General features: G+C 51.4%; 16 protein-coding genes and 1 pseudogene. 10 read left to right on the top strand and 7 right to left on the bottom strand.

What is annotated here, in order from left to right; all coding sequences use genetic code 11:
- Positions 1-63: 63 nt before the first annotated feature.
- The 3 genes from UC15_RS00350 (at position 64) to kup (ending at position 3698) form a co-directional block, all read left to right on the top strand.
- Positions 64-744, top strand: a complete 681-nt coding sequence (locus tag UC15_RS00350) for a GNAT family N-acetyltransferase (RefSeq protein WP_232829778.1) — start codon at positions 64-66, stop codon at positions 742-744.
- 272 nt (positions 745-1016) lie between these two features.
- Positions 1017-1733 (top strand): hypothetical protein, encoded by a 717-nt coding sequence (locus UC15_RS00355; RefSeq protein WP_112286592.1) that lies wholly within the window; start codon positions 1017-1019, stop codon positions 1731-1733.
- Positions 1734-1823: 90 nt separating this feature from the next.
- On the top strand, positions 1824-3698 hold the full coding sequence (gene kup, locus UC15_RS00360; protein ID WP_112286593.1) for a low affinity potassium transporter Kup: 1875 nt from the start codon (positions 1824-1826) through the stop codon (positions 3696-3698).
- A gap of 41 nt (positions 3699-3739) precedes the next feature.
- Here the strand turns inward: kup and UC15_RS00365 are convergent, their stop codons facing one another.
- Positions 3740-4528 carry a hypothetical protein gene (locus tag UC15_RS00365; RefSeq protein ID WP_112286594.1) on the bottom strand — a complete coding sequence of 263 codons (789 nt, stop codon included), beginning with the start codon at positions 4526-4528 and terminating at the stop codon, positions 3740-3742.
- Between the two features lie 223 nt (positions 4529-4751).
- On the opposite strand from UC15_RS00365, the gene UC15_RS00370 reads away from it, so the two are divergent.
- The 4 genes from UC15_RS00370 (at position 4752) to UC15_RS00385 (ending at position 7993) form a co-directional block, all read left to right on the top strand.
- Positions 4752-5519, top strand: a complete 768-nt coding sequence (locus tag UC15_RS00370; RefSeq protein ID WP_112286595.1) for a basic amino acid ABC transporter substrate-binding protein — start codon at positions 4752-4754, stop codon at positions 5517-5519.
- Between the two features lie 60 nt (positions 5520-5579).
- Positions 5580-6344, top strand: a complete 765-nt coding sequence (locus tag UC15_RS00375) for an amino acid ABC transporter permease (protein WP_112286596.1) — start codon at positions 5580-5582, stop codon at positions 6342-6344.
- Positions 6331-7053 carry an amino acid ABC transporter ATP-binding protein gene (locus tag UC15_RS00380; protein WP_112286699.1) on the top strand — a complete coding sequence of 241 codons (723 nt, stop codon included), beginning with the start codon at positions 6331-6333 and terminating at the stop codon, positions 7051-7053. The genes UC15_RS00375 and UC15_RS00380 overlap by 14 nt, the downstream gene beginning before the upstream one ends.
- Before the next feature lie 112 nt (positions 7054-7165).
- Positions 7166-7993 carry a serine hydrolase gene (locus UC15_RS00385; RefSeq protein ID WP_232829779.1) on the top strand — a complete coding sequence of 276 codons (828 nt, stop codon included), beginning with the start codon at positions 7166-7168 and terminating at the stop codon, positions 7991-7993.
- Positions 7994-8042: 49 nt separating this feature from the next.
- Here the strand turns inward: UC15_RS00385 and UC15_RS00390 are convergent, their stop codons facing one another.
- The 3 genes and pseudogenes from UC15_RS00390 to UC15_RS00400 all read right to left on the bottom strand — a co-directional run.
- Positions 8043-8474, bottom strand: coding sequence for a hypothetical protein (locus UC15_RS00390; protein ID WP_112286598.1), 432 nt, complete (start codon positions 8472-8474; stop codon positions 8043-8045).
- Positions 8452-8844, bottom strand: coding sequence for a polymorphic toxin type 44 domain-containing protein (locus UC15_RS00395; RefSeq protein WP_112286599.1), 393 nt, complete (start codon positions 8842-8844; stop codon positions 8452-8454). Before UC15_RS00395 ends, UC15_RS00390 begins: the two co-directional genes overlap by 23 nt.
- A gap of 11 nt (positions 8845-8855) precedes the next feature.
- Positions 8856-8954 (bottom strand): annotated as a pseudogene (locus UC15_RS00400) (type VI secretion system tube protein Hcp); the annotation flags it as partial.
- A 173-nt stretch (positions 8955-9127) separates the two neighbouring features.
- Here UC15_RS00400 and UC15_RS00405 point away from each other — a divergent pair.
- The 3 genes from UC15_RS00405 to UC15_RS00415 all read left to right on the top strand — a co-directional run bounded on the left by UC15_RS00405 (position 9128) and on the right by UC15_RS00415 (position 12313).
- A complete protein-coding gene (locus UC15_RS00405) occupies positions 9128-10126 on the top strand; it encodes an ROK family protein (protein ID WP_112286600.1) in 999 nt (332 codons plus the stop codon).
- An 87-nt stretch (positions 10127-10213) separates the two neighbouring features.
- Entirely contained in the window at positions 10214-11383 is a 1170-nt protein-coding gene (locus UC15_RS00410) for an MFS transporter (protein WP_112286601.1), read from the top strand.
- Positions 11384-11500: 117 nt separating this feature from the next.
- Positions 11501-12313 carry a Cof-type HAD-IIB family hydrolase gene (locus UC15_RS00415; protein WP_112286602.1) on the top strand — a complete coding sequence of 271 codons (813 nt, stop codon included), beginning with the start codon at positions 11501-11503 and terminating at the stop codon, positions 12311-12313.
- An 87-nt stretch (positions 12314-12400) separates the two neighbouring features.
- Here the strand turns inward: UC15_RS00415 and UC15_RS00420 are convergent, their stop codons facing one another.
- The 3 genes from UC15_RS00420 to mntR form a co-directional block, all read right to left on the bottom strand.
- Complete coding sequence (locus UC15_RS00420) at positions 12401-12940, bottom strand: glycine zipper family protein (RefSeq protein ID WP_112286603.1); 540 nt, start codon at positions 12938-12940, stop codon at positions 12401-12403.
- 15 nt (positions 12941-12955) lie between these two features.
- A complete protein-coding gene (locus UC15_RS00425) occupies positions 12956-13312 on the bottom strand; it encodes a hypothetical protein (protein WP_112286700.1) in 357 nt (118 codons plus the stop codon).
- Positions 13313-13573: 261 nt separating this feature from the next.
- A complete protein-coding gene (mntR, locus tag UC15_RS00430; RefSeq protein WP_112286701.1) occupies positions 13574-14014 on the bottom strand; it encodes a manganese-binding transcriptional regulator MntR in 441 nt (146 codons plus the stop codon).
- Between the last annotated feature and the right edge of the window lie 9 nt (positions 14015-14023).

Below are 14023 nucleotides of genomic sequence, written 5' to 3' on the forward strand. Positions count from 1 at the left end.
GCTTCAAAGATTGCTTAATCATCATTTGCTACTTGTGGCTCTAACTGATGATTATAAAAAATAATGATTAAGTTTTATTTATTAATTGAATGTCTGAATTCAAAATATTCGAAAGTAGTTCATCAGACTAAACATTCAGGAGAGGTATGGAAAAGTATGCATTTTATAGAAAAGTATCCGCAAGGTAGAAAGCCATTAATAATGACGTTGTCAAAGGACGTCGAAGCACCGCCGGAGTGTGACCAACATGCAATGAATTTTTGGTTACTTACGCAAGCACATCAGGAAGTTGCTTCGGGACGTTGTTCTGTGCAAAGCGAACCAAGGGGAAAAGATTTTTTATATATATCAGCAATATATGTAGAGGGTAATTCCAATACTCCAACGAAAAAAAATCCTAACCAATTTGTTGGCTTAGGGCAGCTTTTAGTATTCGCTGCAATAAAATATGGGTTCGAGATGAAGATTGAACAAGCCTCACTGGTGCCGGTGGACGACAGTCAGGGATTTTATCTAAAAATGGGATTTCATCCAACTGTTGTGGGTGCCGTAAATCGAATGGATGATAGCGGAGTTTCACTCAAGTCTGGTGATGGGAAATTAAATCCCCAGTGGCTTAATCGTTTTTCGCAGTCGTCCTTTCAGAATGAAAATTTCCGGGGAGCAAACTGGTCAGGAAATATTAATAATATTTATGTTAATCTTAGGAGTAATATCATGAAGAATTGGGAAATTGTTGGCTGAAACAATAAATACTGTAACTTTATCAAGGATTGTAGTGTTGATCTATTTTTCAGAAAGTAAATAACCCCTGTACAAAAATTATATGCTTTATATCGGGAGTCAGGAGACAATAAAACACTAGCATATCGTTATTTGAACTTTGCATGAATTCAATGTCCGAAGCAGTGATTGCTGCACAATAGGCACTGTAAAAATATCGCTGCGTGAAGTTCTGAATATGTCAGTTGCTATTATTATGATAACTGAAAAAATATATTTCAAGGAGTAGTAATATGTTTGGTAATAAAAAGATTAAAACGCAAGGTGAAATAAATCTAGCTGAGCTTAAAAAATGGGAAGCAAGAGATAAGAAAAATCTGTTGCTTGTCCATACCGTGAGAACGCAGTATTTGAATAATAGTGTTTTGCTCACTCAGGATGCACAGTCTGTGTTCAAAACATGGGATATAGTGTCGACATCCCTCATTGATTTAAAAGCACTTAAAAAGAACTTCGGTGCCGTTGGCCGAAGAGGGCATGTCGCAACAGGGCTTTTTTTTGAAGCAGGTTTTATATTAGAGGTGCCAACCCAGAATATATTAGGTACGTTCCCGCGCGATGCCTGGTTTCCAAACCATGCAGGTGTTGATCTGAAAAATCAACGTATCTTTGATAAATCTGCATTGTCTGACAGCATCTTCAGCGGTAAAGCCAAAAAACCCTCGAAGAATGTTGAGGGAGGATATAATAAAATTCTGGCCCCCCGTAAAATCCTGTCTCAGACGAATAGCTCTTATTATAACGAAATCATCGTTATCGGGCGTCCAAATATTAGCCTGTACCCTGGTCTTCTAGCGACAAGGGAAATAAAAGTGGCAGGTATTATTCTTGCGCCTAAATATGTCACAAACAGCAGCGAATTCTTTAAGCAGCAAGCAAGAAAAGAATCCAGAAAAGCTGGCGAGTTAATGATGAAGCATAACCCAGGCATTCCGGTAATTGAGTTATAAGGTTACACAGGAACTCTGAGCTTCATAAAGAGCGGCTATACTTTCTGTGTGGGGCGACCAACGTCGCCCCGGTAAATTGTGAAGCCACTCATGAAGCATACAAAAAATAAATCATCGCTGCTGACTGTGACCGTGGCGTGTATTGGTGTCGTTTATGGTGATATCGGTACCAGCCCGTTGTATACCCTGCGTGAATGCCTGACCGGACAAGCGGGCATCGCCGTGACCCAAAGTGCATTATTCGGCTTTCTGTCGCTTATTTTCTGGCTGCTGATGCTGGTCGTTTCCGTGAAATACATCAGCTTCGTGATGCGTGCCGACAATGACGGCGAGGGCGGCATTCTCACCCTGATGTCGCTGGCGATCCGCAATCTTAATCCGCGCTGGATCCCGTTCATCATGTTTATCGGGCTGGTGGGGGGCAGTTTTTTCTACGGCGACGGCGTGATCACGCCCGCCATCTCGGTGCTTTCGGCGATGGAAGGGCTGGAGATTATTGAGCCGTCGCTCGACCGTTTTATTATTCCGTTTTCGATTGCCGTGCTGACTCTGCTTTTCTTTATTCAGAAAAATGGTACCGGCAGCGTGGGCAAAATCTTTGCACCGGTGATGGTGTTGTGGTTTGTGACTATCGGTGCGCTGGGGATTGGCGGAGTTATGCGTAATCCCGATGTATTACAGGCGCTGAATCCTTACTGGGCGCTGCATTTCTTTGTGGAATACAAAACCGTCTCGTTCTTTGCGCTCGGCATGGTGGTGCTGTCGGTGACCGGTGGCGAAGCGTTATATGCCGACATGGGCCATTTCGGTAAAAAACCGATCCGCATTGCCTGGTTTGTGCTGGTCGGGCCTTCGCTGGTGATGAATTACTTCGGACAGGGCGCATTGCTGCTCAGCAAACCCGACGCTATCGTGAATCCGTTTTTCCTCCTCGCGCCTGGCTGGGCGCTGATCCCGCTGTTGATACTGGCTACGCTGGCGACGGTGATTGCCTCGCAGGCTGTGATTTCCGGCGTGTTCTCCCTGACGCGTCAGGCAGTGCGTATGGGCTATCTGCCGCCGATGCGCATCATCTATACCTCAGATGAAGAATCTGGTCAGATTTACATTCCGGTCGTCAACTGGCTGCTGTATTTCGCGGTACTGATTGCCATCGTCAGCTTTAAACATTCCAGCAATCTGGCGTCGGCGTACGGGATTGTGGTCACCGGTACGATGGTCATTACGTCGGTATTGATTGGCATTGTCATGGTCAAAAACTGGGGATGGAAAACCTGGGCTGGTGGCCTGATGATGGCAGCGATGCTGATCATTGATGTGCCGTTGTTTGCCGCCAACCTGACCAAATTGTTCTCCGGCGGCTGGCTGCCGGTGGCTATCGGGCTGACCATTCTGTTGATTATGCTGACCTGGAAAACCGAGCGTTCCCGCCTGCTGCGCCGCCTGAGGCAGGATCCGGAAGCGCTTGAGGCACTGATCGCCTCGCTGGAAAAAGCACCGCCGAAACGCGTGCCGGGCACGGCAGTGGTGATGTCGCGCGGCCAATATGAAGTGCCGCTGGTGCTGCTGCACAATCTCAAGCACAACAAAATTTTGCACGAGCGTGTGGTGCTGCTGACGGTGGTGACGGAAGACGTGCCTTATGTTCACAACGTGAAAAGAGTGACGATTGAGCAGCTTTCACCGGCATTCTGGCGGGTGATTGCCAGTTATGGCTGGCGGGAAACGCCGAATGTCACGGATATTCTCTACCGCTGCGGGCTGGAAGGGCTGAAATGTACGATGAACGAGACGTCTTTCTTTATGTCGCGGGACACCTTTACGCTGGGCGAACCCCGTCCGTGGTATTTAAAAGCGCGCGGGAAACTGTTCCAGTTCTTGCAGCGTAACTCTCTGCGCGCGCCTGAGCATTATCATATTCCCCCGAACAGGGTGATTGAGCTGGGTGCGGTGGTGAAATTCTGATGATTTGCCCGCCGGATCGTAAAACCGGCGGGAAAAGCAGATTATGCCTGCGGTTCTGAAGTCAGGTCGGTGACTTCAGGCGCGGTCGTACTCTGCGTCGCCTGTGAGGTTTGCGACTGAGTGGTCGGTGTCAGGTCGGTAACGACCGGTGTCTGCGCAGCTGGGGCGGCAGTTTGTGTCTGCTGAGTCGCTGCCGGGGTTGCAGGGGTTGCAGGGGTAGCAGTTTGCACCGGCTGAGTCGCAACTGGCGCTGGAGTTGTTGACGCTGAAGTTGTTGAAGTCGCAGACGTTGCAGAAGTCTGCTGAGTCACTACCGCAGTGGCTGCCGGTGCGTCAGCTGGCGTTGCTGAAGCCTGCGACTGTTCGGCGGCTGCCGGTGCTTCGATGTCTTTCGGCAGCGACGGAACCGGTTCTGCCGGAATCGATTCTGATTTCGGTTTCGGCACTGGCGTTGATGCCCGAACCAGGAACGTCGGTTTGAGATTTGCCACAGAATAAGTCACATGGCTGACCGCATCACGCGATGTCGCGACTTCGACAGGCGCGATGGTGACGCGACCGATCAGTGAACGGGCATAGCCGCCGACTTTATGTTTACCTTCCGGAAGCTGGACTTCCATGCTCTCGCCAGTCCCCAGCGCACCCGCCTCTTTATCATCAATGGTCACATACAGTTTGGTGCCATCGTCGGTTTTCGTCGGGACGTGCGCAACGGTCAGGCGCGTCGAGCCAAAATCGAAAGCCGGTGCCTGGTCGGCGGTTTTCGTTTTTGCGCATCCTGTGAGTGCGATAACGGCTGCTACGGCAGCAAGGGTGAAGCGATAACTCATATTGCGACGTCTTCCTTTAAGGGATTTTTGTGATCTGCGTATCAATATACCTGATCCCACGGGAGAGATGAACGTTCTTACAGGGAACTCGGAGGAGTCTGCTATTCACTTCTCAATGTGTTATTCATAGCAGTCCGCTGTAACTTTCGGTTGAAGCGCTTCGTCAACTTGTGTATTTTTATGCAAATTAACTGCATAAAATAACAACCACACAGGAGTGACCATGCTTAAGTCATTAATTTTCACCGGGTGCCTGCTTTCTTCATTAATCACATCTGCTTATGCCGCACAGACTACATACGTGGTCGGTTCCGGCGGTACATACCGTCCGTTTGAATACGAAAACAGCCAGAAACAGCTGGAAGGTTTTGATATCGACATCATCAAGGCGATCGCCAAAGCCGAAGATTTTGACATCAAACTGGTTAACACGCCGTGGGAAGGAATTTTTGCGACACTGAATTCCGGTGATCGTGACATCATTATTTCTGGCATCACCATTACCGATAAACGTAAAGCGATGGTGGCTTTCTCTGCCCCGTATTTCCCGGCGGAACAGTCCATCGTGGTGCCTGAAGGCTCTAAAGTGGATTCCGTGGCCGCCCTGAAAGGTCAGAAAGTGGGTGTGGTGAACTCCAGCACCGGCGACATCGTGGTGTCCAATGAACTGGGCAAAAACAGCACCGACATCAAACGTTTTGATAACACTCCGCTGATGTTGCAGGAGCTGGCGGAAGACGGCATCGGCGCGGCGGTCGGTGACGTGGGTGTGGTGAAGTACTACATCAAATCCCATCCGGAGAAAGCGCTGAAATTGGTACCGGATGCTAAATTCGAGCGTCAGTATTTCGGTATTGCGGTCGCTAAAGACAACACCGAACTGTTGGTTAAAATCAATGCCGGTCTGAAGAAAATCGTGGCTGACGGCACCTACGCCAAGATCTACGAAACCTGGTTTGATAAGAACGTTCCAGCGCTCCCTGCTCAATAATTTTCTCATCACGAACAACGTTAATCAGGGGCGGTAACACGCTCCTGAACAAGGACAGGTATGACCGGATTTCGCTGGGAGATAATCTCAGAATATGCGCCGCTGTTTGTACAGGGCGCGCTGATGACCATCAAATGCACCATTATTTGTGTCATTTTAGGCACCACCTGGGGCCTGCTGCTGGGGCTCGGACGGATGGCCCGTGCCGACGACGGTCCGTGGAAACCTATTCTGCGTTTCGCCGTGCAATGGCCGGTGCGCATTTACGTCAGTGCTTTTCGCGGTACGCCGCTGTTTGTGCAGATTATGGTCGTTCACTTTGCTTTAGTGCCGCTGTTTATTAATCCGCGTGACGGCATTTTAGTGGCGAACGGTCTGATGTCCTCGGATTTCGCCCGTGCGCTGCGCTCAGATTACGGTGCATTCTTATCCTGCGTGGTGGCGATTACGCTGAACGCCGGGGCGTATGTTTCCGAGATTTTCCGTGCGGGTATTCAGTCTATCGACAACGGTCAGATGGAAGCTTCCCGCGCGCTGGGAATGGGCTGGGGCAAAACGATGCGCAAGGTTATCCTGCCGCAGGCGTTCCGTCGTATTCTTCCGCCGCTGGGTAATAACGCTATCGCGATTGTGAAAGATTCCTCGCTGGCCTCGGCGATTGGCCTGGCCGATCTGGCGTATGCCGCGCGTACTGTTTCCGGCGCTTACGCTACCTACTGGGAACCCTACCTGACTATTTCACTGGTTTACTGGGTTCTGACTTTCCTGCTCTCGCTGCTGGTTCAACACATGGAAAAGAGGTTTGGCAAAAGTGATTCACGTTAAGGATTTACAGAAACAGTTTGGCGAAACCCACGTGTTGCGCGGCATTTCCTGTGACATCGCAGAGAAAGAAGTGGTGTGCATCATCGGGCCTTCAGGTTCCGGTAAAAGCACCTTTCTGCGCTGCCTGAATGCGCTGGAAAAGCCCAATGGCGGCGAAGTGGTGGTGAACGGTTTTGCGGTGCATGACCCGAAAACCAATCTGAATACGCTGCGTTCCGGCGTTGGTATGGTATTCCAGCGCTTTAATCTGTTCCCGCACATGACCGTGCTGGAAAACCTGATTATGGCGCCGATGTCGCTGAAGGGATTATCGAAAGCGGAAGCCGTAACGCGTGCCGAAAAGTTGCTGCAAAAAGTTGGACTGATCGACAAAATCGACGCCTGGCCTTCAAGTTTGTCCGGTGGTCAGCAACAGCGCGTGGCAATTGCCCGTGCGCTGGCAATGGAACCGTCGATCATTCTTTTTGATGAACCGACGTCAGCGCTGGATCCGGAGCTGGTCGGTGAAGTGCTGGCGGTCATGAAACAGCTGGCGCTCGAAGGCATGACGATGGTGATTGTGACGCATGAAATGGGCTTTGCGCGTGAAGTCGCTGACCGCGTAGTGTTTATCGATCAGGGTGTGATTCAGGAGCAGGGGCCACCGGCGCAACTGTTTACCGCACCGGAAAATCCGCGAACCCGCGAATTTTTGAGTAAAGTATTATGATCCGACGGGCGCTCAAACAGCGCCCGTTTTCTTTAATGTGATGAGGTTTGCCATGCAGAGCTTCCATTCTTATTGTATTTCAGCCTCTGGCGAAGAAAGGGCAGGAGGCGATATGCATGCCCGTTTTCCTTACTGGAGTTTCACGAAAACCGCGATCGCGATTTGTGCGCTGAAACTTAGTGAAAACGGGACTGTAAATTTGGATGGCTGTGTTGATGGCGAAGCTTACACCCTGCGGCAGTTGCTCAACCACACCGCCGGATTGCCGGATTACGGCGCACTGAAAGATTATCATGACGCTGTCGCTGCCGGAGGAGAACCCTGGTCACGCGAAAAATTGCTCAGTGCCGCGTCAGCCAGAGGCATGTTGTTTGCGCCGGGCGCGGGCTGGTCTTATTCCAATATTGGCTACATGCTGGCCCGCGAACACATTGAAGCCGCGTCAGGGCTGAGTTTCGCGCAACTGATGACTGACCTCATCTCGACACCGCTCGGACTGACCAGTGTCGCACTTGTCACCTCGCGCGAGGAATTTGCGCAACTGCACTGTGAAGCCGCCGGAAAATACGCTCCGGGCTGGGTATATCATGGTTGTCTGGCAGGCAATGTGCGGGATGCGGCCAGACTGCTGCACGGATTATTCAGCGGTAAACTGCTGAGTGCTGCGTCGTCGGCTGAAATGCAGGTGACCATCCCGCTTGGCGGTGCCCTCGAAGGGCGGCCCTGGACAGAATGCGGTTACGCGCTGGGGCTGATGAGCGGTGCGATGGGAGACGCGGGACGTTCAGCCGGTCATTCAGGCGGCGGCCCGTCGTGCGTGAACGCGGTCTATCACTTCCCGGATCTCCGCGAACCTGTGACCGGTGCCTGTTTTACTGACGGGCATCACGAAGGCGTGGCAGAAACTGAACTGGGCAGGCTGGTGCAAAATTTCGGGTAAAAGGGCAAACACACGGCTCCCAATCTCGGAAGCCGTGTGTTAACAAACTTTAAGATGGTGGATACGCAAACAGTTCGATAGATGGGATATATTCGATCCCATCCGAGGTGTACAAAACTGAATTAGTAAAGTCGTAAATCCTTCCAGTTATTCTTACTGTTACAAGACGGCCAATTTTAGTAACTTTGGCCTCGGCGCTATCTGATGTAAGAAATGGGGACATTTCCCCCAGGGCTTTCACGGGATTCGCAGCTATCTTTCCGGACAAGTAGTAACGATAGACTTCGGAAACCGTCGCACCCCCGCCCTGATATTTCGTGACGTAGAGCCATGTGTTTTCGTTTAATTGCTGCGATTTGAATAGTGCATCATTATAGGGTGGCCCAGTGTAATGCTGATAAGCAACATAGCTTGCTACCAGCAGTAATAAAACGACGGTTACTATACGGTGCCCCCATTTAATAACCATGCTGTTTGGCATAATCAATACCTTGTTTAATCCATCTTTGATCAACCGGGTCATCTCCGTAAGGCGCTACGCCATACCAATTGCTCCATTCTTCTCTGGAGGTGCCCGCCATACTTTGTGCAAATCCACCGCCCATGAGTAAAATATCTGGCGGGATACCCGCAACATATCCGGTAGCCCCGAAATTAAAATTGCCAAAATTAGCCAGCTTCTTGTTCTGTTGTTTATAGTCCCATACTCCGCGATTTCTTACCTTATGATAAAACCAGTAATAAGTTGCCGGGGTTGCCATTCCCTTGCTCATGCCACGTGCTTTTGCCTCCATAATATTTTTATTCAGAAGACTAAACCCAGAGGCTGGCATTATAGGAATAATAGCCATAATGAGTTCCCTTAGGCTGTTTTACGTTCATTCCATGAGTCAGAAAAAATGAGATTTCCGTCGCAGTGTTTCCATGTGATTTTTTCGTAACGAAACTCTATCTGTTCTAAACATCTTTAGTGTTGATTGCAACAACTTGATTTATATGTTAATTATCATTTTAAAAGATTAGTGGTGGAGCGTGGTTATTTCACGGCGTGCTGACTTTTGTCTTTCCAGGATCCTGGCTTTTTTAACTTTGTGCTAAATTACCCACAATTCTTACGTGCATTCCCGAGGCAACATGATCATCCCTTCCAACCGTACCACCCGTGAAATGAAGATAAACAATGTCGTACTGGTGACGAATGCATTGAAATCTCTGGGCTCGGCGACGAAGGCGGAACTGGCGGGTGTCACCGGTCTGAGTATCGCCACCTGCGGCGCAGTGCTGAATGATCTGAGCCAGCGGCACGAAGTGCTGGCGCTGGAACTCGAAGTCTCGCGTGGTGGCCGTCCGGCGCAGCGCTATGCGTATAACCCGAACTATTTCTCGGTACTTAGCCTGTACGCGCAGGGCAGCGACGCTGCCGCACAGATTGTCTGGTCGGTGAATTCAGCCACCGGTGAAAGTCTGGCGCAGGGTGAAATCCGCTTTTTACCGCTGACGCTGGCGACGTTTTATCAGCAAATTGGCAGCCTGCTGGCGGACTATCCCAATATTAAAGCGCTGGGCATTGGCCTGCCGGGCGTGGTGGTTAAAGGAACCGTCGCGACCTGTGATATCAGCGTGTTTGCCGGGGTGGCGGTTGAGCAGCAACTGCGTGAAAAGTTCGGGATTTATGTTCAGGCGGATAACGACATGAACTACACCGCGTGGGGTTTTTACCGCAGCAGTTGCGCAGGTATTACCGCGCCGGTAGCCTACCTCTTCAAGCCTGAAGTGCCTTGTCTGGGCTGTGGCATGGTGATTAACGGTCAGGTATTACAGGGTGCCAGCCAGTTTGCAGGGGAAGTATCAAATCTGCCTTTTGAAGGATTGGATAAACTGCCGGTCGCAGAAGAAATGGCGAAAGTGATTGTCTCGCTGACCGCCATTATCAACCCGGCCACCATCGCGCTTTCCGGCCCGAAAATAAGTGAAGCACTGCTGCCTGAGCTGAAGATGCTTTGCCTGCGGCACATTCCCGCACAGCATATGCCGCAGCTGACTTACCGCCCGTCGATGCGTCAGGATTATCTTCAAGGCATCGCGGAACTGACGCTCAGCAACTACAGTCTGCACATTGCTTTCGGTGAATAACGCCGGTTGACTTTGTTGTTCGCCCCCTTATACTGCGGACTTATTAAAAGACTTTTAATAACTAACTTCACCTCGCGGGAGAATCTGATGTCACTGTCATCTGAAATTGCGCACAACGGTATTCATGCCGGAAGTCCTGTCCGGCGTGTCGCGACGCGGGCGATATTTTTTGTCACCGGCATGGCGATGGGGCTATGGGCGGCGCTGGTTCCCTATGCCCAATTGCGGACGCATTCAGAGGCGGGTGATCTCGGGTTATTACTGCTGTGTCTTGGTGCCGGTTCGCTGCTGTCGATGCTTGGGTCGGGACGGATTATCGGCAAGTTTGGCTGTCGGGCAGTGATCGTCGCGGCGGTCATTTTGTACTGTCTGATGCTGCCACTGCTGGCGGTGTTCAGTGACATCTGGCTGCTGGCGCTCAGTCTGTTTATTTTCGGCATGGGCATCGGGCTGGCGGATGTAGCCGTCAATGTGCAGGGCACGCTGGTGGAACAGGCCGCGGATAAACCACTGATGTCAGGGTTTCATTGCCTGTGGAGCGTGGGCGGGATCGCCGGCGCCGGAGGCGGTGCGTTGCTGCTCAGTGCCGGTATCACGCCGCTCGGCAGCACGTTTTTTGCCGTCGTGCTGGTTATCGCGCTGACGGCGTATTCTTATCGCGGAATGTTACCGTTTGGCGCGCATGAGGAACCTGAAGAAGGCCAGCCGAAAGCCAGACCGAATTTCCGTCTGGTGCTGATGGCGGTGATGGCGATGATTTGTTTTATGGCCGAAGGCGCGGTGCTGGACTGGGGCGGTGTCTTCCTGACACAGGATCGCGGTCTGGCGCTCGAACATGCGGGCTGGGGCTTTGCGGTATTTGCCGTGGCGATGTCGCTGATGCGACTGACCGGTGATGCGATTGTCAGTGCACTAGGGCGCAAACGGATCCTGATTATCGGCGGGATTTTGGGTATCGCCGGTTATCTGATGGTTGTGCTGTTGCCGGGCTGGATCCTGCCATTGTGCGGTTTTGCGCTGGTCGGGATAGGCGCAGCGAATATTGTTCCGGTGCTGATTACGCTGGCCGGTCAGGAAAAAGTGATGCCGGTCAATATGGCGGTGGCGATGGTAGCAACGCTCGGTTATCTCGGTGTGCTGGGCGGTCCGGCGCTGATCGGCTTTATTGCCCATCTTTCCAGTTTGTATGTCGCATTCTCGGCGGTCGCGGCGGCGTTTATGGTCATCACGTTTGGCGCATACAAACTGAAGTATTGATTGTTTTCAAAGACCAATGATTTATAACTGAGTGGCAAATTTGCCAGCTGGCGCGTAAAACCCGCCAGCCCTCTTTTAGCCTGATTGATTTAAAATCCGACTCTGTAAGGAGCAGTAATGGCTGTAAAACTTATCGCCGTAGACATGGATGGAACGTTTCTCAATCCGCAGCACGAATACAATAAAGCCCGCTTTGGCGAGCAATATCAGCAACTTGTGCAACGTGACATTAAGTTTGTGGTGGCGAGCGGCAACCAGTATTACCAGCTGAAATCCTTCTTTGATGATCTCGATACACAAATTGCTTACGTTGCGGAAGGCGGCGGGTATGTGGTCGATAAAGAACAGGAAATTTACTGCGGCAAACTTGAACCGGAACAGGTGACGCAGGTGCTGGAATGGATAAGTCGCACGCCGGGCATTAACACCATTGTGTGTGGGCGCAAAGGGGCTTATGTGCTCAGCGGCACCGATGAGGATTTCATCAGTCGTATGCGCCGTTACTATCACCGACTGACAAAAGTGCATCAATACGCAGAAATCGACGATACGATTTTCAAATTTGCACTGAGCTACGTGGAAGACGATGTCTATCCGCTGATGAGTGAAGTTAACGCCAACCTTGGCGGGATTGTTGCACCGGTGACCAGCGGACATGGCTCTGTTGATCTGATCATCAGCGGAAATCACAAAGCCTGCGGTCTGCAAAAAATCCAGCAAATTTATGGTATCCGCGATGACGAAGTGCTGGCGTTTGGCGACAGCGGCAACGATCTGGAAATGCTCAGCTACGCCGGTTACGGTTTTGCGATGGAAAATGCCTCTGCACCGGCAAAAGCCGCCGCGAAATACGTCGCGCCATCTAACCGTGATGAGGGCGTGCTGAAAGTGATTGATGACGTGCTGAACGGTCGCGCGCCATTCGCTTAAGCAGTTCAATGTGCATTAAAACGAAAAGGCTGCCGTGTAAAACGGCAGCCTTTTTAGCATTGTGTAGTGAAGATTGTGCTATGAAAATTAAGGCACGTAGTCTGGCGGAACGCCGCTGTCACCGGGTTCTGCAGGGTAGTAATCCGGCGGAACCGGCGATTGCGGCGGTTGATTCGAGCTGTAACCGTCGCTGGTGTCTACCGGCACCTTATTGCCTTTGGCGTACATACATTGCGTGTACACCGTATCGTACTGATCCTGCAAATCGCCGCTGCTGGCCCCTGCATTATTGCTGCCCATTGCGCTACCAATCAGCAAACCACTGCCTGCGCCAATCAGCGCGCCCGGTCCGGCCTGATGCGACGCTGCGCCAATCAGTGCTCCGGCTGCCGCGCCCACGACGGTGCCAGCGGCAGCGGTACCAGCGGCATTATTACTGGCAGTTTCTGCGACGCCATTCACACTGCCATAGGCCGCGTTACGGCATGACATTTCATCCATCTGAAACTGTTGATAATCCTTTCCGGTACCTGGCAGCACCATCACATCTGGTCGGGTTGGAGGAGAAACGCAGCCGGATAAGGCCGCGGCTAAGGCGAGAACCGCCACCGGAGTAAACCTGTTCATGACTTTTATCGCCTGTTAACGTGGTCCTGCGACCACTTTCATCCAGCCGCGCGGGCAGGCCGGGACTTGCGGATAATATCCCGCCGGATTCTGGCAGTAATACGCATAAGCCGGGGGTTTCTCGACATACGTTTGCGGCTGCGGTGGCGCAGCATAAACGACGGCTGGCGGGCCGTAATAGACCGGCGGAGGAATGCCAATCACCACATTCGGGCCATACCAGCCCCAGCGATAATAGCCGCCATGGTAATAACCATGGCCGTAATAGCCATGACCGTAATAACCATGACCGTAATAACCGTAGGCGAACGACGCAGAACTGGCCGACATCAGCGCGCCAGCAGTGAGCATCAACAACAACAGCCTTTTCATAACGACCTCGAAGTGCATTGAGCGGATGTCCGAAGTGATAAAACCCACCACTCCTGAGGATAACGATACGCCTGTTGCGGCTAAAAGGTTGGCGGGGGATTAGGGTGAATATGACAAGGCTGTGGCAGCAATTGTGACCAAAAAATTCAGCAGCAAACGTTTGTTTACGTTCAGGGTTTGAGAGGCGGGGGATTCATATTTCAGACCCGGTTTTGCCACAGCAAATCCGGGCTGAGAATTAAAAAATTCGGATTTAAGGTGTTATTTCTTACTTGCTGTAAAACGTCTGAAGGCTTCCAGCGTTTCATCGCTAACGTGATGCTCCACCCCTTCAGCATCCAGACGCGCTGTCTCTGCGCTGATGCCGAGCGCGATGAAAAACGCTTCAACCACGTTATGACGTTCGCGGTTTTCCGCCGCCAGTTTCTCACCTTCCGGCGTCAGAAAGGTTCCGCGATAGGGCAGCTGGTGAACCAGTCCGGCATTGGCCAGGCGTTTCAGGGTTTTTGCCACTGTCGGCTGGGAAACACCCAGACGTGCGGCCAGATCTACCTGTCGCGCTTCGCCAAATTCGTGAATCAAATCTGAAATCAGCTCAACGTAATCATCCATTAATTCCCGGCGATGCGCCTCGCGCACCTGTAAGAAACCCTGCGCGTGTTCTTCCACATCCAGTAATGGATTCATTTTTTTATCTTTCACTACGCCTGC

This window comes from Rahnella sp. AN3-3W3 (assembly GCF_003263545.1).
Lineage (GTDB): Bacteria > Pseudomonadota > Gammaproteobacteria > Enterobacterales > Enterobacteriaceae > Rahnella > Rahnella variigena.